The 22,214-nt window shown below is 57.0% G+C and carries 21 protein-coding genes and 1 tRNA gene; 15 read left to right on the top strand and 7 right to left on the bottom strand.

Features of this window, described 5'->3' with window-relative positions; genetic code table 11:
- Positions 1-8: 8 nt before the first annotated feature.
- The 15 genes from AC13DE_RS18970 to AC13DE_RS18900 all read left to right on the top strand — a co-directional run bounded on the left by AC13DE_RS18970 (position 9) and on the right by AC13DE_RS18900 (position 15,003).
- The gene (locus AC13DE_RS18970) at positions 9-884 is read left to right on the top strand and encodes a 5-oxoprolinase subunit B family protein (RefSeq protein WP_483048712.1); all 876 of its coding nucleotides are present in this window, start codon (positions 9-11) and stop codon (positions 882-884) included.
- Positions 874-1,845, top strand: a complete 972-nt coding sequence (locus AC13DE_RS18965; RefSeq protein WP_446297310.1) for a 5-oxoprolinase subunit C family protein — start codon at positions 874-876, stop codon at positions 1,843-1,845. Before AC13DE_RS18970 ends, AC13DE_RS18965 begins: the two co-directional genes overlap by 11 nt.
- A gap of 343 nt (positions 1,846-2,188) precedes the next feature.
- Positions 2,189-3,424, top strand: coding sequence for an ABC transporter substrate-binding protein (locus AC13DE_RS18960; RefSeq protein ID WP_446313642.1), 1,236 nt, complete (start codon positions 2,189-2,191; stop codon positions 3,422-3,424).
- A complete protein-coding gene (locus tag AC13DE_RS18955) occupies positions 3,421-4,404 on the top strand; it encodes a GntR family transcriptional regulator (RefSeq protein WP_483048711.1) in 984 nt (327 codons plus the stop codon). The genes AC13DE_RS18960 and AC13DE_RS18955 overlap by 4 nt, the downstream gene beginning before the upstream one ends.
- Positions 4,405-4,641: 237 nt before the next feature.
- Entirely contained in the window at positions 4,642-5,727 is a 1,086-nt protein-coding gene (locus AC13DE_RS18950) for an ABC transporter ATP-binding protein (protein ID WP_483048710.1), read from the top strand.
- Complete coding sequence (locus tag AC13DE_RS18945) at positions 5,724-6,590, top strand: ABC transporter permease (RefSeq protein WP_413851532.1); 867 nt, start codon at positions 5,724-5,726, stop codon at positions 6,588-6,590. Before AC13DE_RS18950 ends, AC13DE_RS18945 begins: the two co-directional genes overlap by 4 nt.
- Positions 6,591-6,593: 3 nt before the next feature.
- Positions 6,594-7,445 (top strand): ABC transporter permease, encoded by an 852-nt coding sequence (locus tag AC13DE_RS18940; protein WP_446297314.1) that lies wholly within the window; start codon positions 6,594-6,596, stop codon positions 7,443-7,445.
- Positions 7,442-8,158 (top strand): SDR family NAD(P)-dependent oxidoreductase, encoded by a 717-nt coding sequence (locus AC13DE_RS18935; RefSeq protein ID WP_483048709.1) that lies wholly within the window; start codon positions 7,442-7,444, stop codon positions 8,156-8,158. Before AC13DE_RS18940 ends, AC13DE_RS18935 begins: the two co-directional genes overlap by 4 nt.
- Positions 8,155-8,910, top strand: coding sequence for an SDR family NAD(P)-dependent oxidoreductase (locus AC13DE_RS18930; protein ID WP_446297316.1), 756 nt, complete (start codon positions 8,155-8,157; stop codon positions 8,908-8,910). Before AC13DE_RS18935 ends, AC13DE_RS18930 begins: the two co-directional genes overlap by 4 nt.
- Positions 8,911-8,975: 65 nt before the next feature.
- Positions 8,976-10,199, top strand: a complete 1,224-nt coding sequence (locus AC13DE_RS18925) for an ABC transporter substrate-binding protein (protein WP_483048708.1) — start codon at positions 8,976-8,978, stop codon at positions 10,197-10,199.
- Between the two features lie 70 nt (positions 10,200-10,269).
- Entirely contained in the window at positions 10,270-11,376 is a 1,107-nt protein-coding gene (locus tag AC13DE_RS18920; protein ID WP_446297318.1) for an ABC transporter ATP-binding protein, read from the top strand.
- A gap of 11 nt (positions 11,377-11,387) precedes the next feature.
- Complete coding sequence (locus AC13DE_RS18915) at positions 11,388-12,740, top strand: amidase (protein ID WP_483048707.1); 1,353 nt, start codon at positions 11,388-11,390, stop codon at positions 12,738-12,740.
- Positions 12,741-12,784: 44 nt separating this feature from the next.
- Positions 12,785-13,687, top strand: a complete 903-nt coding sequence (locus AC13DE_RS18910; RefSeq protein ID WP_446297320.1) for a polysaccharide deacetylase family protein — start codon at positions 12,785-12,787, stop codon at positions 13,685-13,687.
- A gap of 57 nt (positions 13,688-13,744) precedes the next feature.
- Positions 13,745-14,050, top strand: a complete 306-nt coding sequence (locus tag AC13DE_RS18905) for a hypothetical protein (RefSeq protein WP_446297321.1) — start codon at positions 13,745-13,747, stop codon at positions 14,048-14,050.
- Positions 14,047-15,003, top strand: a complete 957-nt coding sequence (locus tag AC13DE_RS18900) for a CobW family GTP-binding protein (RefSeq protein ID WP_446313648.1) — start codon at positions 14,047-14,049, stop codon at positions 15,001-15,003. Before AC13DE_RS18905 ends, AC13DE_RS18900 begins: the two co-directional genes overlap by 4 nt.
- A 109-nt stretch (positions 15,004-15,112) precedes the next feature.
- Here the strand turns inward: AC13DE_RS18900 and AC13DE_RS18895 are convergent.
- The 7 genes from AC13DE_RS18895 to AC13DE_RS18865 all read right to left on the bottom strand — a co-directional run bounded on the left by AC13DE_RS18895 (position 15,113) and on the right by AC13DE_RS18865 (position 22,181).
- Positions 15,113-15,202 (bottom strand) — tRNA-Ser (locus AC13DE_RS18895).
- Between the two features lie 69 nt (positions 15,203-15,271).
- Positions 15,272-15,991, bottom strand: coding sequence for an alanyl-tRNA editing protein (locus AC13DE_RS18890; RefSeq protein ID WP_446313649.1), 720 nt, complete (start codon positions 15,989-15,991; stop codon positions 15,272-15,274).
- Complete coding sequence (locus AC13DE_RS18885) at positions 15,988-18,306, bottom strand: DUF3772 domain-containing protein (RefSeq protein WP_483048706.1); 2,319 nt, start codon at positions 18,304-18,306, stop codon at positions 15,988-15,990. Before AC13DE_RS18885 ends, AC13DE_RS18890 begins: the two co-directional genes overlap by 4 nt.
- 8 nt (positions 18,307-18,314) lie before the next feature.
- The gene (locus tag AC13DE_RS18880) at positions 18,315-19,349 is read right to left on the bottom strand and encodes a cysteine synthase A (RefSeq protein ID WP_446297325.1); all 1,035 of its coding nucleotides are present in this window, start codon (positions 19,347-19,349) and stop codon (positions 18,315-18,317) included.
- A 14-nt stretch (positions 19,350-19,363) separates the two neighbouring features.
- A complete protein-coding gene (locus AC13DE_RS18875) occupies positions 19,364-20,497 on the bottom strand; it encodes an NUDIX domain-containing protein (RefSeq protein WP_483048705.1) in 1,134 nt (377 codons plus the stop codon).
- 3 nt (positions 20,498-20,500) lie between these two features.
- Positions 20,501-20,941 (bottom strand): TrgA family protein, encoded by a 441-nt coding sequence (locus tag AC13DE_RS18870; protein WP_483048704.1) that lies wholly within the window; start codon positions 20,939-20,941, stop codon positions 20,501-20,503.
- A 31-nt stretch (positions 20,942-20,972) separates the two neighbouring features.
- On the bottom strand, positions 20,973-22,181 hold the full coding sequence (locus AC13DE_RS18865; protein ID WP_483048703.1) for a class I SAM-dependent methyltransferase: 1,209 nt from the start codon (positions 22,179-22,181) through the stop codon (positions 20,973-20,975).
- Positions 22,182-22,214 lie beyond the last annotated feature (33 nt).

The following is a 22,214-nucleotide window of genomic DNA, read 5'->3' as shown; positions in this document are numbered from 1 at the left end:
GGCAAATCGTGAAAACACGTTATACCTACGGTGGCGACGAACACATCTACGTCGAAGTGGATGACGAAATGTCGCTTGATGCATTTTTCAAATCCCTGTCGATGAGCAACGCCGTCCGTAATGCGGATATCAAAGGCGTGACGGAAATCTGCCCGGCGAACGCATCCTTTCAGGTGCGCTATGATCCCGACATCATCGCGCCCGAGGAGATGATGAAGAAAGTTCAAGAACTTGAGGACAAGGCCGAGGATGCAGACAAGCGCCTGAAGACGCGTATCATTGAAATTCCCGTCTATTATCAAGATCCCTGGACGCATGAGACCCTCATGCGGTTCCGCGAGCGTCACCAGGACCCGTCCGGCACCGATCTGGATTATGCGGCGCGGATCAACGGATTTGACAGTGCAGAAGCGTTTATCGAGGCCCATCATTCGCAACCGTGGTTCGTCTCGATGGTGGGCTTTGTTGCCGGGCTCCCTTTTCTCTATCAGCTGGTTGAACGCGAAAAGCAGTTACAGGTCCCCAAATACCTGAGACCGCGCACCGACACGCCAAAGTTGACAGTGGGGTACGGCGGCTGCTTTTCCTGTATTTATTCGGTGCGTGGTGCAGGTGGCTATCAAATGTTTGGCGTGACCCCGATGCCGATTTTCGATCCCGATCAGAAACAAAGTTACCTTAGCGATTTCATGGTGTTCTTCAAACCCGGCGACATCGTGAAGTGGAAGCCGATTGATCGTGCCGAATATGATCGCATCCTGGCCGAGGTTGAAGCCGACACATACGTACCGCGCATCGCCGAAGTCGATTTCGATCCGGAAGCTTTCAACGCGGACATGCCAGGCACCAACGCCAAACTGATGGAGGCGCTCAATGTCGTTTAAAGTCATGCAACCGGGCCTTTCGACCTCGATCCAGGATCTGGGTCGTCCGGGCTATTTTCATCTTGGCATACCTATCGGTGGTGCGATGGATCGTTTCGCGCTTCGCGTGGCCAACATGCTGGTCGGCAACCCCGAAGGCGCGGCGGGCCTGGAGGTCGTGTTCATGGGGCCGCAGATCGTGTTCGACCAAGACGCTCTGGTCGCCGTGACCGGGGCCGATCTGCCCGCCAAAGTCGACGGGGTGCTGCAGGAAGGATGGACCGCCTTTGAAGTCAAATCAGGTCAGACGCTAAGCTTTGACTTCCTCAAATCGGGCGCTCGGGCCTATATCGCCATTAGCGGAGGCATAGACACGCCCCCTGCCCTGGAAAGCCGTTCCACCTATCCGATTGGTGCGTTGGGCGGCATCGACGGTCGCAACATTCAGGCTGGCGATGTCATTCCTGTCGGAGAGGCTGACATGATCGAACCGGGGCTGAGCGTGCCAGAGAACTTGCGCCGCATGCCCGGCAAACCGGCCGAGCTTCGGGTTCTTCCCGGCCTTTACTGGCATCGCCTGACCAGCGCCGCGCAGGAAGGGTTCTTTCGTGATGACTGGACAGTCGCCTTGGAAGCAGACCGCATGGGATACCGGTTCAAGGGTGGGAAACCGCTGGAGTTTGTAGAGCGTGAACAACCCTTTGGTGCCGGGGCCGACCCGTCCAATATCGTGGATGGCTGCTATTCCTACGGTTCAATTCAGGTTCCTGGCGGTTTGGAGCCGATCGTTCTGCACCGCGATGCGGTTTCGGGCGGCGGCTATTTCACCCTCGGTGCGATAATTTCGGCTGACATGGATTTGATCGGTCAGCTTCAGCCGCACACCCAGGTGAAATTCCGCAAGGTCGACATGGACGAAGCGTTGCAAGCCCGCGCCGCGCGCAAGAAAATGCTCGCCGCTGTCCGCGCCCATCTGGGCTGAATTGCTTCTCCGGCTGCCCGCTATCGCGGTGGGCAACCGGTCTTTCCTTCCCGGGCCTTGCGCCGGGCCGCAACAACAACAACTTACCTGTCCACGGGCTTATCCCCTCCCAAGCGTTTCCTGTATCCTAGCCGTGAAGACCCTCAAAAACCGCTGACGCCGCTGTTCAACATCATCTTTGTTTGCCTGATCTCATGATTGTTTGGAGTACATCCTAAATAAAGACATCGCCCAAGCAGCGTTTTATTATCAGACAGATCGTCTGGTCTTTGCATAGGCGACCTATGGTTTTGCCCACCCGCACCATGCCGGTCGCCGCACATTACAGAGAGCATGATACATAATGCCAGCTATCACCCGCAACCCGCACAAGCTGTCGTCGCCGCCGCAAGTGAAACGTCGTATTCTTCGGGTCCGGGGCACAGATGTAACCTTGCTCGACGAGGTGCGACAGATGGCGATCGCGGATCTAGGCTTTGATATCCAGCATGAGTCGCTTGATTTCCTGACCTGCCAGCACCGGGCGGCGATGGATCCGATGAACTATGACATCTATGAACAGTGCTTTCATAACCTTGATATCGTCTGGTATTGGGGTGCTTTGCAACCGATTGAAACTCGACGGATCAAACAATGGGATAACATTGGCGATCTGGCAAAGACCGGCGGCATCAGTAAATACACCTGGACCGGACATGGCGATGCGCCGGTGCGCAAGTTGTATGTGCAGCCCGATGGGACGCTGGGCCAGCAACCGATGCCAACAATCAGCATGCTGCCCACGGCCCATAACGTCGATAGCTTTGGTTATGATACCCGACTGTTCGGCGCGGAAGGGCCGGAGGGATCAAGCTGGGCCTGGCTGCTCGACCGGCGGGCCCGTGGTCGGATCGCATTGGTAGACGAGCCGGCGATCGGGATCTTCGACGCAGCTTTGGCTGCAGAAGCCAATGGTGACCTGACATTTCAAGACATCGGAAACATGACGGTAGATGAAATCGACAGCCTCATGGCGCTGTTGGAAACCCTTCGTCAACAAGGGTTCTTTGTAGGGAGCTGGGTTTCGCCCGATCAAGCCGAGGCGCTGGTTCATGCCGACCGTGTGTCGGTGCAAAGCATGTGGTCGCCCTCATACGCCAATCTTGGGCCCATGAAAGACGTCTTTCGGGAAAGCTTCCCACGGGAAGGCTATCGTGCGTGGCATGGCGGTGCATCCTTGGCCCGCCACCTGACCGGGAGCAAGCTCGACATGGCGTATGATTATTTGAATTGGTGGTTAACCGGACCTGCCGGAGCCGTGATGGCGCGACAAGGCCACTATATGACCAATGCCGAAGGCTTGCGCGAATACCTTAGCCCCGAGGAGTGGGGATACTGGTATGATGGTGATATCGCACGGTGTGATCTTAAAGGCCCCGACGGCAGGATCGTGGTCCGCCAGGGTCAGCGCCGCCCCGGCGGTGCCTACCGCGAGCGGGTCAGTCGGATAGCGCTGTGGAACACTGTGATGGACGAATATAACTACGCCGCCCGTTCGTGGAACCGTTTCATCGCGGCCCTGGGGGCAGCGACACCATGACTGGAAAGCAACCCAATTCCGGTCAGGAACCGCTTTACGATACCATCAGCCGCATCTTGCGCCATAATATCACATCCGGGCGTCTGCCCGATGGTCTGGTGCTGATCGAAGGCCCCATTGCAAAAGTGATGCAAACAAGCCGCGCCCCCGTGCAGGCGTCTTTGCGAATGCTCAACGCCGAAGGGCTTATTCACCGGTTTCGGGGGCGCGGCTATCTGGTTGGCCCTGCCTTGCCCGGGCTTCGCCCTATCCGCAAGGCACTGGATGAATTCGACTTTGAAATCCCGTCCTCATCCCGATCCGCCTTGGCTGTCCGGGGTACGTGGCAGCGCGTCTATGACAAGGTCGAAGCCGAAATAGCGGCTTGCCAGATCTTTGGTGAATTCAGGGTGATAGAGACAGAATTGGCCAACCATCTTGGCGTCAGTCGCACGGTGGCTCGCGATGTGCTCAGCCGTCTGAACGAACGCGGGTTGATACGAAAAGGCGCCACTTCGCACTGGCTCGCTGGTCCGCTGACCGCGCGGACACTGCGCGAAAAGTTTGAACTGCGCAGTATCATGGAACCTGCGGCCCTGCGATTGGCCGCCGATTGGATGGACCACGCCCAGATCGCGCGGGTTTGTGACCAGATTGAAAGCGGCATGACCAAGGACGCCGCAGAGCTTGAAGACGCGCTCATGAAATACTGCCTGTCCCGGGCACCCAACAGCGCGTTGGTCGAAATCATCACCAACAACCGCTTGTTGCTATCGGCCATGGACAAAGCCCTGAGCGACCTAGGTCTTCCGGTGGATACCGTGGCGCTGGACCAATACGGGACGCTGTTTCGGCTGATCAAATCACACCAGATCCACGCGGCGACCGAGTACCTTCGCGAACACCTTCGCATCCTCTCTTACAAAAGTCTGGCACGGCTGAAAATTGTCGCCTTGATACCCGAGAGCGACTCGATTCCCAAATACCTCAGCCGAGTCTAAAAAAACGGATTTTGCGTTCGATGTTCATTTAGTTTTGAGGATTTACCTGCGATTTTGGCTATATTTTCAACTAAATGACGAATTTAGTGCAATAAATTCTTAAATAATGACTCTTGCAATAAAATGCGATCAGTCATTTCATACGTTATACATTATTGTGAAGATGGGATCGGACTGGCGCTCTAAGCAGTTCGCGACGGACGATCACACCTTGGCTTCACAAAAAAAGAGGGCTCTATGACGCAACGCGACCCTATATTCCGACTAGAAGGTGTGACGCGCAGATACGGTAATCTGACGGCGCTAGACGGCATTGATTTCGTCGCGGAAGACAATGCCTATATCGCCTTACTCGGGCCTTCGGGTTCCGGTAAAACGTCCCTGTTACGCGTGATCGCCGGTTTCGAAACACCGGATGCAGGGCGCATTTGGTTCCAAGGGCGCGATATCACGGATTTACCCGCACATGAACGTGGCATCGGGTTCGTGTTCCAGAACTTTGCGTTGTTTCCGCACCTTACGGTTTTCGAAAATGTGGCGTTCGGCCTTCGTCACGGCGCGCAGGCGCTGCCAAAAGACGAGATAGCGGAACGTGTAAAATCGTCGATAGAGATGGTGGGCCTTGCCGGACTGGAAGATCGCAGTCCGGAACAGATATCCGGCGGCCAGAAACAGCGGGTGGCGCTGGCCCGTTCGCTTGTGATGCAGCCCAAACTGGTGCTGCTTGACGAACCGCTCGGAGCGCTTGATGCCAATCTGCGCGAACGCATGCAAGTTGAACTGCGCGCTATCCGAGAGCGGCTCGATGTCACCTTTCTGCACGTGACGGGAAGCGAAACCGAGGCGCTGGCGATGGGTGATAAAGTTGCGGTTCTCGATGCCGGCCGGATCGTTCAATACGACACCCCAGATACAATCTATGATGGCCCGGTTGTTTCCGATGTTGCAAAGTTTCTTAATCGTTTCAACCTGTTTGAAGGCATTCTTGAAAACGGAATCTTCACTGGGCCGTTTGGGGCAGTGCCTGTCACAAACCCACGCCAAAACAAGAGCGACACCTATGCCATTCGGTATGATCGCACCCAGATATTCGACGCGGGCGATGCCAACCTGCCAGGCCCGGCCCTGCCTGCCCGGTTCCTGGCGAGCGAATACCTTGGATCTTCGATCATCTTCCTGTTCGAAACCGAAGATCAAAAGACGGTCGAAGTCGATCACCACCTGAGTCTCGGCGAACCACGGCCTTTGACGGTTGGCGAAAACTACACGCTCTCGTGGAATCCCGAACACGCGATCGTTTTTGGCAAGGAGACAGCAAGATGACCGCCACAAGCCGCAACAGGCAGAAGAAAACGACTTTTCGCCTTCTCGCCCCCGGTGTCGTTTGGATGATCCTGTTCCTTATCGCGCCTATCATGATGATCGTTTACGTGTCGTTCTGGACCCAGACGACCTTCGCGATCAACTCGACACTGACACTGGACAGTTGGAAAAACTTCTTCGCATCAGAGGCTTATGTCGGTGCGTTATGGACGACGATCCGCCTTTGGCTCATCGTTCTTACCCTGACCTTCGTCATCGGTTACCCGGCGGCGCTTTACGTGGGCCTAATGGTCAAGAGCAAGACAATCTCAACCGTTTTGCTGGTTCTTTGCGTGATCCCCTTCTGGACCTCTTTCCTGATCCGTGTGCTTGCGTGGCGACCGATGCTTGGCAAGGAAGGCGCGATCAACATCATTCTCCAGAAACTCGGACTTATCCAAACGCCGATCGAGGTTCTGCTGTTCTCAGAACTTTCGGTGATCATCGGCATGACGCAGATTTACGTGGTGTTCATGGTGGGGCCGATCGCGTTCATGCTGGGCCGCATCGACCACAATATCATCGAAGCCGCCCGAGATCTGGGTGCCGGGTTCGGGCGTATCTTCTGGAAGATCATCTTTCCGCTCAGCCTGCCGGGGGTCGTCGTCGGCGCGATCTTTGTGAGTGTGATGGTGTTGGGTGAATTTGCCACTTCGGGTGCGCTTTCGGGGCGCAAAGTCAACCTTCTGGGCAATATCATCGTCACCCAGGTCGGATCATTGAAATGGGCGATGGCGTCGGTTGTCGGGGTGATCCTTACCATCCTGCTGGGCATCGTGGTGGCGGGTTTCCTGCGCATCGTTGATCTGAAACGGGAGATATAATCGATGGAATCCAAGGTCTTGAAACCGATCCTCGCTGTTTATGTCGGCTTGTTCATCCTGTTCCTATACGGTCCGTTCATTGTGTTGGGCATCCTGTCCTTCCAACAAGGGCCAGAGGGCGGCCCGCAGTTTCCGATCATTGAATGGTCGACCTACTGGTACAAGCATCTTTTTGGTCTGACCCCGCCGTCCCGCATCGCGCCCCTGCCCGTCGGAGAGGCACTGGTACGTTCACTAACATTGGCCTTTATGACCATGGTTACCGCAACCGTGCTGGGTGTCATGGCTGCACAGGCTTTCCGCAAGCGGTTTCGCGGCGCGGGCATCGTGTTTTACCTGATCGTGTTGGGCATGATGGTGCCCGGTGTCCTGACCGGCTTGGGGACTTCGCTGTTGGCCAACAACGTCGTGGGGGTTGAACGTCACTGGTGGAGCACGGCGTTTCTGGCCCATGTGGTTTACACTTTTCCCTTTGCTTTCCTTGTGATGCTGGCCATTCTTAACCGCTTTGACGGCTCTGTTGAAGAAGCATCGTGGTCGTTGGGCGTGTCGCCGATGACGACATTTCGCAAGGTAACATTTCCGCTTATCTTCCCTGGGGTCCTGTCGGCGATGCTGTTCGCATTTACCCTCAGCTTTGATGAATTCCCTCGCACTTTGTTCGCGTCGGGACGTGACCAGACCCTGCCACTGGCGATTTACGGAACGTTTTCGGTCGAAATCCACCCGAACATCTTTGCATTCGGGGTGATGACGACACTGTTCTCGTTCGCTCTTTTGGCTGTCTATGGCATCTTGATGGGCCTGAGCGTGCGGCGCGCCAAAAAGATGGCGATGCAGGAGGATATCGCATGAGCACCGTAATCGTAACCGGTGCCGGATCAGGCATAGGCCTTGCGGTCGCAAGAAAGCTTGCCGCGCTGGATTATAATGTGGTGGTCAATGATTATGACGGCGATGCTGCCAACAAAGCCGCCGATGACATTGGCGGACTGGCCGTGCAAGGCGACATTTCGAACGAGGCCGATGTCGCAGGGATGATACAAGCCTGCGTTGACGCGTACGGCCCTGCAACACATCTGGTAAACAACGCAGGTCACGTCCACCAGTCCCGGTTTGTGGATCTGGACCCTGCCGAATTCGACCGGATGATTGCCGTGCACCTGCGCGGAACGTTCCTGTGCACCCGCGCGGTGTTGCCCGACATGCTGACCCGGAAATCAGGCTGCGTGGTGAACATGGCCTCGCAGCTTGGCCAGATTGGCGGTATTGAGCTGGTTCATTATTCTGCGGCGAAGGCGGGCATAATCGGGCTGACCAAGGCTTTGGCACGAGAGGTATCGAACCAAGGCGTGCGTGTTAACGCAGTGGCCCCCGGCCCGATCAACACCCCGCTTGTGCGCGCGCTCTCGGACGATTGGCGCAATGCCAAGGCCGCCGAGCTGCCATTGGGCCACTTCGGAGAACCGGAGGACGTGGCAGAAACCGTGGCGTTTCTATGTTCCGACGCGGCACGCCTTTATGTGGGCCAGACGCTGTCACCAAATTCGGGAGACGTAATGTTATGACATCAATCGCATTGATCACGGGGGCCGGTATCGGCATTGGACGTGCGACGGCCAAGATGCTCGCCGCACGGGGTGATCACGTCGTCGTCACCGATGTTCTCGAGGATGACGGCCGCAGCGTCGTTCAGGAAATTCGCAAAGCCGGCGGTGAGGCCGAGTTTCAGCACCTGGATGTAAGAGACACTACCCGCGCCAACTCTGTGGTCAAGGATATCGAGACCCGCTTTGGCAGGATTGACACCATTGTCGCCAACGCGGGTATCGCGCGCCGGGTACCGATAGAACAGCTAACCGACGAAAAATGGGACCAGACCTTTGACATCGACCTCAAGGGGATGCTGCGGGTCATTCGCCCGGCGGCCGCTGGCATGAAAGCGCGCGGCGGCGGTTCGATTATCTGCTTATCCTCGATCATGGGTGTGGCCTATGGGTGGGATGAGCATGTGCATTATTCATCGGCCAAGGCCGGTGTGGTCGGGTTGGTGCGCGGACTTGCGGTTGAATTGGGCCGCAGTGGGATACGTGTGAACGGCATCGCGCCGGGTTACATCCGCACCGCCCAGCTTTTATCCGAGAAACATTCCCTTGGCCCCGAAGGTGCCAAGACCGTGGGCGATATCGTCCCATTGGGCCGCATCGGGCAACCCGATGACATCGCTGATGTGGTGGGATTTCTGGCGTCGGATGCCGCGCGCTATCTGACGGGACAAGTCATTACGGTGGACGGTGGGCTGATGGTCGGGCGCTACTGAACACGTACGGAGGGCCAGCCCTCCGAAACTGCAAAAATAAAACGACCTCAACAAGGAGAAGACAAGTGACACACTCAAATTTCTCAAGGCGCAACTTTCTGAAAACCACTGCTGGCGGGGCCGCGCTGGCAGCCGGTGGGATGCCGTTCCTTGGTGCCCAACAAGCCTTTGCCGCGAACCTGGGCAATCAGGAACTGCGCACAGTCGGCCTGTCCGTGACTGTGCAAGAGCGCATATTGAACGATTTCAAGGCGCAGTCGGGCGTCGGATCGGTCAGCGGCAAGGCAGATATCTTTCCAAACACCCAAACCGAAATCCTGTCTGGGTCGGATGCATACGACTGCTGGGAGATCATCGGCGAACGTCTGGCCGCAATGGTTGCCACAGACAAATTGGCCCCGGTCGCTGCGGCGGATCTGACCAATTGGGCCGGTATTCGCGAAACCTTCACAAAGCCGTCGGACCGTTGGGCGCTGAACCAGCAAATCGTCGGTCAAATCTGGGAAGACGAAAGCCAGACACGCCTGAACATGGTGCCGACGGTTTATAACTACGACTCCATCGGGTATCGCCCCGATCTGGTAGACGCCGAGGAAGCATCGAACTGGTCGGCGTTGTTTGACCCGAAGTTCAAGGGCAAGACCGGCCTCAACGTTGACCCTCTGATCGCCTTTGGTCAGGCGGTTCTGGCCATGAACGAACTGGGACTTCTTGAAGTAAGCAACCCGGGGAACCCCGATGCTGCAGCCATCGAAGAAGCGGCCAAGTTCCTGATTTCGAAAAAGAAAGAAGGTCAGTTCCGCGCACTTTGGGGCGACTTCGGCGAACTGGTGAACCTGCTCGCATCGGGCGAGATGGTGATTGCCGACGCATGGCAGCCTGCTGTCATGGCGGTCAAGGCGCAGGGTGTTGAATGCTCCTATGCGACGATGAAAAGCGGCTATCGTGGCTGGGCGATCGGCGTGGCACCGCTAAAAACCTCTCCGAACCTCGAAGCCGTCACTGCATATGCCGATTACTGGCTCTCCGGTCCTCCCGCGATTGCCGTGTCCGAACAGGGTTATTATTCGCCGACCACAAACGTCAAGAACGTCATGGATCCCGATAAATACGCGTTCTGGTACGAGGGGAAACCCTGGGTCGGCGAAGCCGAGCGCGGCATCAAGGAAGGCGACCTGCGCGACGGCGGTTCATTGGAAGAGCGTGCGGCGAACGTCGCTTACTGGCACCAGTGGCCCGACGAATATGACCTTCTCATCCGCAAATGGGACGAATTCCTGTCAGCCTAAATCACGGATGGTTCAGCCGGGTTACCGGCTGAACCCACCCTTCCCTTTTATCACGAACAGGACGTTTCCCTTGGCCTACGATCTTCAGCTCACAAATGTCTACAAGACCTACGACAATGGAACTCCGGCCGTCATCGACTTCAATCTGAGCGTCGAAAAAGGCGAGTTCATTGCCTTTCTTGGCCCCTCGGGCTGCGGAAAATCTACGACCTTGCGGATGATTTCCGGCTTCGAGACAGTCACCTCAGGCGACCTGATGATCCGAGGCAAACGCGTAAACGATCAGCTACCCGAAAAACGCCCGACCTCGATGATCTTCCAGAACTACGCGCTGTTTCCACACATGAACGTGCGGCAGAACGTCCTGTTTGGCCTTGAAGTCAAGCAAATGCCAAAGGCGCAGGCCGATCGCAAGGTTGATCAAATCCTTGAAAAGCTGGGTCTGAGCGATATTGCCCAGATGCCGACAGCACGGCTATCGGGCGGCCAGCGACAGCGTATAGCCCTGGCACGTTCGCTTGTGGTCGAACCGGACATCCTGTTGCTGGACGAACCGCTTGGCGCGCTTGATGCAAACCTTCGCAAGAGTATTCAAAACGAACTGAAACTGCTGCAGCGCGATCTGGGCATCACTTTTGTGTTCGTGACCCATGCCCAATCCGAAGCGCTTGCCCTGTCGGACCGTATCGTCGTGATGAATGCGGGCCGGATCGAACAGATCAGCCCGCCGCGCGAACTGTACACGCGTCCCAGCAGTCAGTTTGTGGCCCGGTTTATCGGTTCCAACACGATCCTGCCCGGCACGGTCACATCGCAACAGAACGGCAACGTGTTTCTGCAAACAGCGTTCGGCAATTTGGCCGGTGCCAACCGCGCCAAAACCGATGCACATGTGGGTCGCGAGATGAGCATAATCCTGCCCGCGGAGGCGGTTGATCTGGTTCCCGCCGATGTGCCCGAATCAGAAATGCGCGCCGCCTTTGGTTCAAACGCGATCCCCTGCACCATAGAACGTTTGCAGATCGTGGGCCACATCATGCACATGGTCGTGCGTTTTGATGATGGCAAGCAGATCAATGTCGAAGGCCATGTCGACAAGTATCGCGACAGGTTGAAAGCCGGGGGAAGTGCTTTCGTCGCGTGGAAATCCGCCAATGCTACCGTGATCGACCGCTAGGACGCAAAACAATGGTTCATGCCACCGCAACTGAGATTTCAGAACGCCTGAGGACGGGAAAACTAGACCCGGTTACGTTAGCCGAAGAGGTATACGAGCGCCTCGAGCAACATGGCGACAGCGCGATCTATATCGAAACCACGCGCTCACGGGCGATGGTCGAAGCACATGCGTCGCGCTTGCGGCTTCAGGCCGGGCTGCCCGCCAGCCCTCTCGACGGGGTTCCTGTCGCATGGAAGGATCTTTTTGACCTGAAGGGTCGCGTGACCACCGCCGGGGCCGTCGTCACCAGGACCGATCCGCCGGCAACGGCAGACGCCCAGGTCGTTGCGACGGCCCACAGGGCGGGAATGGTTACCACCGGAACCGTAAACATGACCGAATTCGCCTATTCCGGCATCGGACTTAACCCCCATTACGGGACCCCGCGCAACATACATGCACCGACAGGACAAACACGCAGTCCCGGCGGGTCGTCTTCGGCGTCGGGGGTGGTGGTGTCGGCTGGCATCGTGCCTCTGTCGATGGGGTCCGACACCGGAGGGTCGGTCAGAATTCCCGCGTCGTTCAATGGAGTTGTCGGCTACAAGACCTCATCGCGTCGGTATTCGATGCAAGGGGTCTATCCGCTGGCCCCGTCTCTAGACACAATTGGACCGCTGGCCCACACCGTGGCCGATTGCGCCTTGTTCGATGCGGTGCTGCGAGGCAAAGACAGGCCCGAGGCCGAGGCCGTGCCCGCCAAGACATTGTCCTTCGTTATCCCCGACCAGATCCTGTTTGACGGGGTGATGCCTGCTGTTTCAGCAAATTTCGACGCCACGGTAGCACGGCTCGAGTCAGCAGGTGCTAAGGTCACGCGTATTTCATTGCCCGAACTGTCCGAGCTTAGCGATTTGATCGCGCGTCACGGGTTTCTGGCGGGTGCAGAGGCTCTGATGATACACCGTGACCGGGTGTGCGGCCCCGCCGCAGCGCAGATGGATGCACGGGTGGTGCGCCGCATCAAGCTGGCGGAAACCATGAGCGCGGTTGATGTTCTTATGCTTCAGGAAGCCCGGTACCGGCTTATGGCATCGACCGCAGCAAGGATCGCGAATGCCATCGTCCTGTGTCCGACCACAGCGACGACTGCGATGGAAACCGCGCCTCTGGAAGCGGGTCAAGACGAATTCTTTCGCCACAATGGACTGACCCTGCGCAACACCAGTTTGGGAAATTTCCTGGATTGGTGCGGTGTGTCCATTCCAAACGGGACCGACGCCGATGGCATGCCGACAGGTTTCCTGCTGTCTGCCCCGACCGGACAAGACACGGCGTTACTACGGGCAGCTTTGGGCTGCGAGGACATCATCCGCGGCTGACACCGCCATGACAAACACTGCAAAAACCAAGAGGAGACCGAAAAGTGACCAAAAAAATCTATTGTGCCTTCGGCACGGATATCGACTCTGTCGCGGGCCAGATTGGTTCGTATGGGGGCGGCGATTCGCCCAATGACATACAGCGCGGCATTTTCGCAACCGAGGTCGGGGTGCCCCGTTTGCTTCGTCTGTTCAAAAAGTATGAAATGCGGACGTCTTTCTTTGTTCCCGGCCACTCGCTCGAGACATTCCCCAAAGAGATGGACATGATCGTCGAAGCCGGTCACGAGATTGGCGCACATGGGTATCTGCATGAGAACCCCGTCGCCATGACGCCTTCCCAGGAGGAGGACGTTCTGGTCAAGTCCATCGAACTGATCAAGGGGCTTACCGGCGAGGCACCTAAGGGATATGTGGCCCCGTGGTGGGAAATGTCGAACGTGACGGCGGCGCTTCTGGGCAAATACGGGTTTTCCTACGATCACAGCCAAAGTTACCGCGATTTTCAGCCGTTTTATGCGCGGGTCGGTGACGAATGGAATGTGATCGACTATTCCAAAACCGCGGGGGAATGGATGCACCCGCTGAAACACGGTAAAGAGATCGACCTGGTTGACATCGGTGCCAACTGGTACGTGGATGATCTGCCCCCGATGATGTTCATCAAGAATGCCCCCAACAGCCACGGTTTTGTCAGCCCCCGCGACATTGAACAGTTGTGGAAAGACCAGTTTGACTGGGTGTACCGCGAAATGGAATATGGCGTGTTCCCGATCACCATTCACCCCGACGTCGCAGGCCGCCCGCAGGTCCTGCTTATGCTTGAAAGGCTGATCGAATATATCAACGGGCATTCCGGCGTGGAGTGGGTGGATTTCAACACCATCGCGGATGATTTCCGCAAACGCTTCCCGTTTGACGGCGATAAGCGCCCCGAAGTGATCTGAAACATCAAAGGGTAATGCACGCAGCGTTACCCTTTCCGCCATGTCAGGAGATTTTGAATGTGCAATGCATGCGGTTTCCCGACCCGCCCCGGCCACTGGACCGACGCTGGTGCGGATAATACCGGCGACCGGCTTCGGCTTCAGCTGCGCCGTGCGCAAATATTGAACAAGCTGCTGAGTGGCTATGGTTTTAATGCACGTACGCCCGGACACGGACCGGGGTTTGCCCTGTCTTCGTTTTCGGGCCGCACCACCCTGGTCCCCGATCTGGAGGCCCTGTGGGAAGAAAGCGCGCGACAACTTGGCCATCCGATCGACCCGCTTGACCCTCGCTTCACATCTTCCGCCCCCTCAGCCCAATGACTGCACAGCCAGTTGACAGCCGACTACGCTTGACGATCCTTGGTGGTTACCTGGGGTCTGGCAAAACAACCTGGCTGCGCCACCAGCTTTTTGACGGCGCTTTTGGCAATGCTCATATTCTGGTCAACGAGGCCGCCGAAACGCCGGTGGATGATACACTGCTGGCCTCGCGAGCGGCAAGCTTGACCACATTGGCCGGGGGGTGTGCCTGCTGCACGGGCAAAAACGATCTGATTACCGCGCTGCGTACCCTGTGCGATCAACGCTCGCGGCAAACCGCGACCGAGAGAGGCTCCAACCAGGTAATCCTCGAGACCAGCGGGCTGGCCGATCCGGCAGCCATATTGGATGCGATCAGAAACGATGGGGTTTTGGTGCACCACGTCCGCATAGCCGAGATCGTCGTACTGGTAGACGCACTGAACGCCGCCGACCAGTTGCACAGTGAATATCTGAGCAGAGCACAGGTCGAGTCTGCGGATCGCATGGTCCTGACCAAAGTGGATGCTGTACCCGACGCAACACTTGCCGCAGTCATCGCGACGTTGAAACAGCTTAATCCCTCGGCCCCGATCGAAGCGGCGGTGAAAGGCCAGCCTTTCAGCATTCCGGAACTTCCTTCGGCTGAACCGTATGACTTGCCCAGCATTGCCGCGGGCGAAGCCCCTATCATGCCCACCAAAATCGACATTGGCGATGATATAGACTGGGCGACGTTTTCAGTCTGGCTTTCTGCGCTTCTCTATGCGCGAGGCGACGATCTTGTCCGGGTCAAGGGTGTCTTCGCAACACCGGCCGGACCCTTGTTATTGCAGGCCGTTCGCAAATCCGTCCAACCGCCGGAGTTGCTTCCACCCGGTGCCACTGGCCGCAAAAACCAGATTGTTTTTATCGGTCGCGGATACGAGGGTGACGATCTTCGCAGGTCGCTCGACTATTTTTCGCGCAGTTGATCCGCGCGGTATTCTTTCCGACCAAGCCCCACGCATGCACCTGCGAAAACCCGGCTCGGCCTCGCTGTCTACCGTAAAAAAGTCTGAAGGAACAAACTGAAAGGGCAAGTGGCGGACAGACAGGGATTCGAACCCTGGAGACGGTCTCCCGCCTACACACTTTCCAGGCGTGCGCCTTCGACCACTCGGCCACCTGTCCGTTAGGGGGGTTTAGCGTGAGCCGCGGTCTGGGTGCAAGGGCAAAAATGCACCTATTTCCACAATGCGATCAGCCGTCAAGATGGACATAAACCCTGCGATTGTGACGACCTTTTTTTTCGACCTTGCCCAGCTGTATCGAACCTATTTCGCCGGTGCGGGCGACATGGGTGCCGCCACACGGCTGAAGGTCGATCCGGCTTTCCATATCCCCGATTTGCACCAACCTGACCCGTTCGGCGCCCTTTGGCGGTGCCACAGCCATGGTCTTGACCAGATCAGGTGCCGCGCGAAGCTCGTCCTGCGTGATCCATGCGCTGCTTACGCGAAGATCCGCCGTGATGAATTCACTTAGCGCGTTTTCAATACCCTCGCGGTCATCGGGTGCATCGGGCATATCGAAATCCAGCCGCCCGTGGTTGACCGAAACCTGCCCGCCTGTCACGCCGAAAGGCACGGCGACCGATAACAGATGCAGCAACGTGTGCACCCGCATGTGGCGATGTCGCCGGTCCCAATCCAGCGACTGGATCAGATGCGTTCCGGTCTGCGGCATCTGTTGCGGTTCTGCGGGTACCAGCACGATGCTGTCGTCGTCGCCCTTTACCGTCGTTGCGATCGGCATGCGCCTGCCATCCCAAGACAGCCAGCCGCTGTCGCCCGGCTGACCACCCCCGGTGGGATAAAAGATCGTACGGTCCAGCACGATACCACCTTCGGCGGTAACATGGCGAACACGCGCCGGTGCATCCCTTAGATAGGCATCCTCCAGATACAGGGCTTCGGTCATTCCTCGTTTCTCACCTTCAGGGCTTCGGGGTTGCGAAGCCATACGTCACGCTGTGCGAAGGGCACTTCGATATTTTCTTCGGTGAAGCGTGCGGCGATCGCGTGATTGATGTCACTTTTGACGGCCATCATCCAGTTCACGTCTCTTAGAAACGCGCGGATCTCGAATTCAAGCGCATCCGCGCCAAAGTTCAAAAACAGCACATTCGGCGCGGGATTGGCCAATACCATCGGCTGCGCCTCGGCGATTTCGCGCAAGATCGCTTCGACACGTTTGGTATCCGTGCCATAGGCGACGCCGACAGGAATAAGCACACGACCCACGGTGTTTCCGCGTGTGAAATTGGTCACGGTACCGCTGATAAGATCGGCATTGGGCACGATCACGTCAGTCCGGTCAAAGGTTTCAATCCGCGTCGAGCGTACGGAAATGTCGCGCACATAACCGGATTTTCCCCCGACCTCTATCCAATCACCTTCGGATATAGGCCTCTCGATCAGAAGAATGATGCCGGACACAAAGTTGCTGACGATGTTTTGCAGGCCAAAGCCGATACCAACCGACAATGCCCCGGCCACAATCGCAAGCGAGCTCAGGTCGATCCCCGCCCCCGTGATCGCCACCAGCGCAGCCAGAAATATCCCGACGTAGCCCAGACCCGACAGCAACGCGTTCTGTCCGCCTATATCGATCTGCGTCTTGGGCAAAACGTTGTTGCGTAACGTACCTTGCAACAAGCGTGTAACCAGATAACCGACCGAAAAGATAATCGCGAAAGTCAGAAGGTTGGTTGGCGAGATACGGCTTCCACCGATGGTAAAGCCTTGGCTGAATGACGACCACAACTCCGTGAGGTCAGCGACCCGCGCGCCCCAGATCAGCGCCAGCAAAGGCGTCGCGATCAAGATGAGGATCAGTCCAAAAAATACCGGCATCAAGGCATCACGTGCCGCTGTGCCCTGCCCTGTTATCGCACCATAAACGTCTGCCAGAAAACGCTGCAACGCCACGATGATCCCCAGCAGAACCAGCGTGGTCACGTAGGGCCGCAAAATCGCATCCGACAGATTCTGATAGCCGATCGCGAACAAAACCGGGGCCAGCACCGACACGATGATCGCCCCTATGCCCAGACTGCGCACGATGCGCGAATAGGTGGTGCTCTTGGTCGCGACATCGGTGTCGGTCGGTTCTTCACTGGGCTCGAAATACCCGTGCAGGATTTTGCCAATCCGGTACAGTGCCAGACTGATCAGCAACGTGAACGGAAACTCGATGACCGCGCGGGTGGCCGCAGATGGATCATCAAAATCCACCACCGCATCCGTGATGATCGATATGATCATGACGATGGTTATTGCGTTTACCAAAAGCCGCGCACGTTTGCGTTGGCCGTCGGGCAACAGCAGCAACGCTTCCTCATCGTCGCGGGCAAACACACGTTCCGAAACCCAACGGAACCCAAAGACCACCAGCCCCAAAACAGGCAAAAGCTGCGCGACCTCCATGCCCCGCACCCCGAGATACCCCGATTGACCGGCAGCAATCGATATCAGCCAAAGACCGGCCAGCGGGAACAGGATTCGCAGCAATGATATAATGAAACGCCATATACCCAGACCGCGCGCCTGATGCTGGCGGAGCGTGCCCACGATCTTGGCGGCCCACAGCCTGCCACGAAACAGCAGCAACAGCCCGAACAGGCCCGAAACGATGACAATCGGCAACTTGTCGCGAAATTCTGCAAAGGTGCGCGTGGCGCTGTCATTGCCGCGATCTACCCACATCGCACCAAAGGCCTTAGAAAGCGCTTTGACTGCGGGGGCCCAATGCGCCGGGTTCAGCGGCGACGGCGTCGAGCTGAGGAGCTTGGCGGTCTGCCGGTCGCGAATGATCTTGTCAATTTCGCGGATCAGCCCATCGGCCCGCAGGTAATCGCGCTCCGCCATTTGGACAGGCGCAAGCAAGGTGTTGAGTTGCTGGTTGATTTCGCTGCGGGTTTTTGCCACCTCGGGCGCTTCGGGTTCGGCATCCTTGCCTTCAGGTGCAGGCCCCAGTGCAGCAAGTTGATCGCGCAAAGCAGCAATACGGTCTGAATTTGTGCCACGCGCAGCGTCAAACTGGGCACGAAACGTTGTGATGCGCGAACGCAGGGTTTCCAGTACCGTGTCGGTGCTTGTCGGTTCGGCGACGGCGGCTTCGGCCCGGGTGGCAACGTTTTCCCACAGGTCTATTTCCTGCGTCGCTTCCGTTTGGGCAGAAACGCCTGCGGCCAACAGCAGGGCTAAGATCAGCCCCGCCAGAACCGCTTTCATCTGCGATATCATTGATCTTCGAAAACGCCGGGGATCGAAAGAGGCGCACGGTCAAGCCAGCTTGGCACCGGCAGACCCTTGTCGCGCAGGAAGTCAGGATTGAACAGCTTTGACTGATACCGCGTGCCGAAATCGCACAATACGGTAACGATGGTTTTTCCGGGTCCCAGGTCGCGGGCCATGCGCACAGCACCGGCAACGTTGACCCCCGAGGAAGCGCCCAGGCACAGGCCTTCGTTCTGTAACAGGTCGAACACATAGGGCAGCGCTTCGGCGTCAGATATGTTATAGCTGAAATCGGGTGTGAACCCTTCAAGGTTTTTGGTGATGCGAACCTGACCGATCCCTTCGGCGATCGAACCACCTTCGGCGACCAGTTCGCCGGTCGTGTAATAGCTGTGCAGAGCTGCCCCGTCGGGATCCGCCAACGCGATCTTGACGCCTTTTGGCTGCAACGACATGCCGATACCGGCCAATGTGCCGCCCGACCCGACCGAGCAGCAGAACCCGTCAACCTTGCCGCCGGTCTGCTCCCATATCTCGGGGCCGGTGGTTTCGATATGGGCCTGACGGTTCGCGACATTGTCGAACTGGTTGGCCCAGATCACCCCTTCGTTGGTGGTGCGGGCCAGTTCGTTCGCCAGCCGTTCGGAATAGCGCACGAAATTGTTGGGGTTGCGGTAAGGCGCGGCCGGCACCTGGACCAGTTCGGCACCCGCCAACCGCAACATGTCTTTCTTTTCCTGACTTTGCGTTTCAGGGATCACGATGACAGTCTTGAATCCCATCGACGCGCCGACCAGCGCCAGCCCGATGCCGGTGTTGCCCGCCGTACCTTCGACGATGGTGCCGCCCGGTTTCAACGTCCCCTTGGCAATGGCGTCCTTGATGATGAACAGTGCAGCACGGTCCTTGACCGACTGGCCAGGGTTCATGAATTCGGCCTTGCCGTAAATCTCGCAGCCGGTATCCTCGCTTGCCTGACGCAGACGAATAAGAGGTGTATTGCCAATGGCCTGTGCCAGATCAGATGCGACGTGCATGGGGTGCTCCTAAATCAAGTTACATCCGGTTTAGCCCCCGGGGGGCGCAACCTCAAGCGTTCGCGGTGCCGGGCCAGCCAATAGGCGGCAATTACCAGTGGCGAATTGGCGGCCTCTTGCCGGTCAACCAAATCCATCAATGCCGCAAAGCTGAATAGATGCGACCGGATATCTTCGGCTTCCGACGCAAGCCCATTCACCCCGGTCACCGTATCAGGAAGGTCGGTAAGCCCCACATAGATATAGAAAAACTCGGTTGAATCGCCGGGCGAGGCGTAGACCTCGGCCACTGGCTCCAGGGATTGCAGCGAAATCCCCGCCTCCTCCGCGGCTTCGCGGTGCGCCGCCGCGGCGGGCGTTTCGCCAGGGTCGACACGGCCCGCGATCGGCTCCATCTGCCACACGGATCGGTCACCGCGCGCCACCGGCCCCATGCGTAGCTGTTCAACAAGCAATACGCGATCACGCTGCGGGTCGTAAGGCAAAACCAGCGCTGCATCCGACGCGACGAATACCGCCCGTTCCAGCATATTCGACATGGTACCGTCAAAACGTTCATGGCTGAGATGATATTCGTTGAGCGCGAAATAATTGGTGTAAACTCGGTCAATCCGATCAACATCGACGCGACCATGCAGGGTCCCACCCCCGTGACGTGAGTGTTGTGCGTTGACCATCGCCGCTGCTCGGGTGCGGATCATCGGGAACATCCGTGCGACCTGATCCACCGAATACTTACCGAAGTAGTCCATTACTTCGATCGCAGCAAAGCAGCTTAGATCGCCCCACTCTGCCTGCCATTGTTCCAGCGACCAAGGCCCGACCGTGGACCAACGGTCGGCGTGCGCAAAGTACACCAATGCCATCTGCCCGCTGACCAGTTCCATCTCGCGCAGGTCATAGGCAAAGCTACCTTCGTAGAAATTCAGTCGCTCGATGTCTCGCCCCGTTAACCCTTCGACCCGCACGCCGGTCGCAATTTGGCCTGCCGCAGCCTCTATACAGGGAAACGGCCCTTCGGCGACGGCCAACACCGCGTGGTCGCCCAGGCGGTCATCGGTAACATGTAAATCACCAAAGCGGTGCCCCAGTACGATCTCGAGCAATGGGATATGCCGTAGCGTCCCATAGAAAAATAGCGCAGCCATATTCTAAGGAAATCTTCTGTTAACAAGGTTGGTGATCAAGCCGCTCAAGGCACCGCCGACAATCGCCGTCACAGCTATAGGTAGGGTCGCAATGACCATAAAATATTCGGCACCGATACTGATCGATGCGATTAATCCTTCGCCCAATCCGGCATAGTGGCGAAGCATGGCCTTTTTTAACATCTCACGTACACTATGTGTCGCAAGCCCCCATAATATAAGGACAAATACGCCCGTCAGACCATTGTTGATGCCCGCAGTGACCCCCAAGCTTGCGCGAGGGCCCATCACCGTCCAGCCCGCCAAAAGACCAAGCGCCATATTGATCGGGATAAAATAGCCGAACTGTGTGTGTTCAGGCATCAGCGGCATGATCATTACCGATAACACGCCGGCCAGCACCGCAAGGCATATCGCAGCGGTCAAGCGGGCAGCAGTTGGCATCTAGGGTTCCTTGAACTGAGTGCAGCGCCCGTTAAAGGGGACGCTTCACCGTAATTTGTGTCACATCGCAATTGCCGCTGTCAAAGGTTGACGCACATGAGGTCAAATAGAAATTCCACATTCTCTTGAAACGCTCATCAAAACCCATTGCCGCGATGTCGTCCCACCGATCATTGAACGCCTTATGCCACTGGCGAAGCGTCACGTCATAGCTTTTTCCGAATTCTATAGACTTTTCAACCGCTAACCCTGATTTCTCAATCTGAAACTTTAGCATGCTCGGACTAGGCAACATGCCGCCCGGAAATATGTATTTTTGAATGAAATCAACACCTCGCTTGTATATCTTCCAGCGCCGGTCGGGCACGGTAATAATCTGTAAAGTCGCAAGCTTGCCTGGTTTAAGTCTGTCTCTCAACATATTGAAATAAGAGGGCCAATACTGTTCGCCGACAGCCTCGAACATCTCGATACTTGCAATTCCATCATACACACCACGTTCATCGCGATAATCTTGAAGCTTAAAGTCAACTAGATCAGATATACCTGCTTTTTCAATACGTTGTGTTGCATATTTAAACTGCTCTTCGCTGATTGTCAGACAGGTCACCTTTAATCCGCGTTCCTTTGCCGCATACTCGGCGAACCCACCCCAGCCACACCCGACTTCAAGAACATGGTCACCGCGACTAACACCCATCTGATCGACCATGGACGCATATTTCGCGACCTGTGCCGCTTCAAGCGATTGGCGTCCCTGGTCTGTGAACAGCGCGCTTGAATACGTCATCGTATCATCCAGCCACAGCTTGTAAAAATCGTTCCCCAGATCATAGTGATAGCTGATGTTTCTGCGCGCTTGCTTCTTGCTGTTGCGTTGCAGCCAGAAGCGCAGGGATTCATATTTTCGAACCAGCCCCATCCCCGGAAATGAATCGTATATATCTTCATTGGCGTGGGCCACATCCATAAACGCCTGAAGATCCGGCGTGCTCCACCACTCATCAAGATATGCGTCGCTAAAGCCCAGATCGCCATCGCGGATCAACCGCGCGAACAAGTCGTTGTTGTGAATGTAGATTTCGGCCCGCGCTGCGGGCTGCGCGCCAGTCGCTCTGAACACGCGCCCGTCAGGCAGTACGAAATCAATCTGCCCCTTGCGCATGCCCTGTGCCATGGCAAATACCCGCGCAAAATATCTGGGAAGACCGCTCTGGCCCTCGGTACTGGTCAAAATCATTCGATCTCCTGTGCGCAAAGTGGTCTGCGCGAG

It is taken from the genome of Sulfitobacter sp. L-8 (assembly GCF_056859255.1).
The sequence above is the reverse complement of the archived record's forward strand: the minus strand, read 5'-3'. Positions and strand labels throughout refer to the sequence as shown.

Coding starts and splice junctions, on each gene's coding strand:
- AC13DE_RS18930 (WP_446297316.1), top strand. CDS start 8,155: ATGACATCAATCGCATTGATCACGGGGGCCGGTATCGGCATTGGACGT.
- AC13DE_RS18965 (WP_446297310.1), top strand. CDS start 874: ATGTCGTTTAAAGTCATGCAACCGGGCCTTTCGACCTCGATCCAGGAT.
- AC13DE_RS18945 (WP_413851532.1), top strand. CDS start 5,724: ATGACCGCCACAAGCCGCAACAGGCAGAAGAAAACGACTTTTCGCCTT.
- AC13DE_RS18900 (WP_446313648.1), top strand. CDS start 14,047: ATGACTGCACAGCCAGTTGACAGCCGACTACGCTTGACGATCCTTGGT.
- AC13DE_RS18880 (WP_446297325.1), bottom strand. CDS start 19,349: ATGCACGTCGCATCTGATCTGGCACAGGCCATTGGCAATACACCTCTT.
- AC13DE_RS18905 (WP_446297321.1), top strand. CDS start 13,745: ATGTGCAATGCATGCGGTTTCCCGACCCGCCCCGGCCACTGGACCGAC.
- AC13DE_RS18890 (WP_446313649.1), bottom strand. CDS start 15,991: ATGACCGAAGCCCTGTATCTGGAGGATGCCTATCTAAGGGATGCACCG.
- AC13DE_RS18940 (WP_446297314.1), top strand. CDS start 6,594: ATGGAATCCAAGGTCTTGAAACCGATCCTCGCTGTTTATGTCGGCTTG.
- AC13DE_RS18950 (WP_483048710.1), top strand. CDS start 4,642: ATGACGCAACGCGACCCTATATTCCGACTAGAAGGTGTGACGCGCAGA.
- AC13DE_RS18955 (WP_483048711.1), top strand. CDS start 3,421: ATGACTGGAAAGCAACCCAATTCCGGTCAGGAACCGCTTTACGATACC.
- AC13DE_RS18960 (WP_446313642.1), top strand. CDS start 2,189: ATGCCAGCTATCACCCGCAACCCGCACAAGCTGTCGTCGCCGCCGCAA.
- AC13DE_RS18915 (WP_483048707.1), top strand. CDS start 11,388: ATGGTTCATGCCACCGCAACTGAGATTTCAGAACGCCTGAGGACGGGA.
- AC13DE_RS18935 (WP_483048709.1), top strand. CDS start 7,442: ATGAGCACCGTAATCGTAACCGGTGCCGGATCAGGCATAGGCCTTGCG.
- AC13DE_RS18885 (WP_483048706.1), bottom strand. CDS start 18,306: ATGAAAGCGGTTCTGGCGGGGCTGATCTTAGCCCTGCTGTTGGCCGCA.
- AC13DE_RS18865 (WP_483048703.1), bottom strand. CDS start 22,181: ATGATTTTGACCAGTACCGAGGGCCAGAGCGGTCTTCCCAGATATTTT.
- AC13DE_RS18875 (WP_483048705.1), bottom strand. CDS start 20,497: ATGGCTGCGCTATTTTTCTATGGGACGCTACGGCATATCCCATTGCTC.
- AC13DE_RS18870 (WP_483048704.1), bottom strand. CDS start 20,941: ATGCCAACTGCTGCCCGCTTGACCGCTGCGATATGCCTTGCGGTGCTG.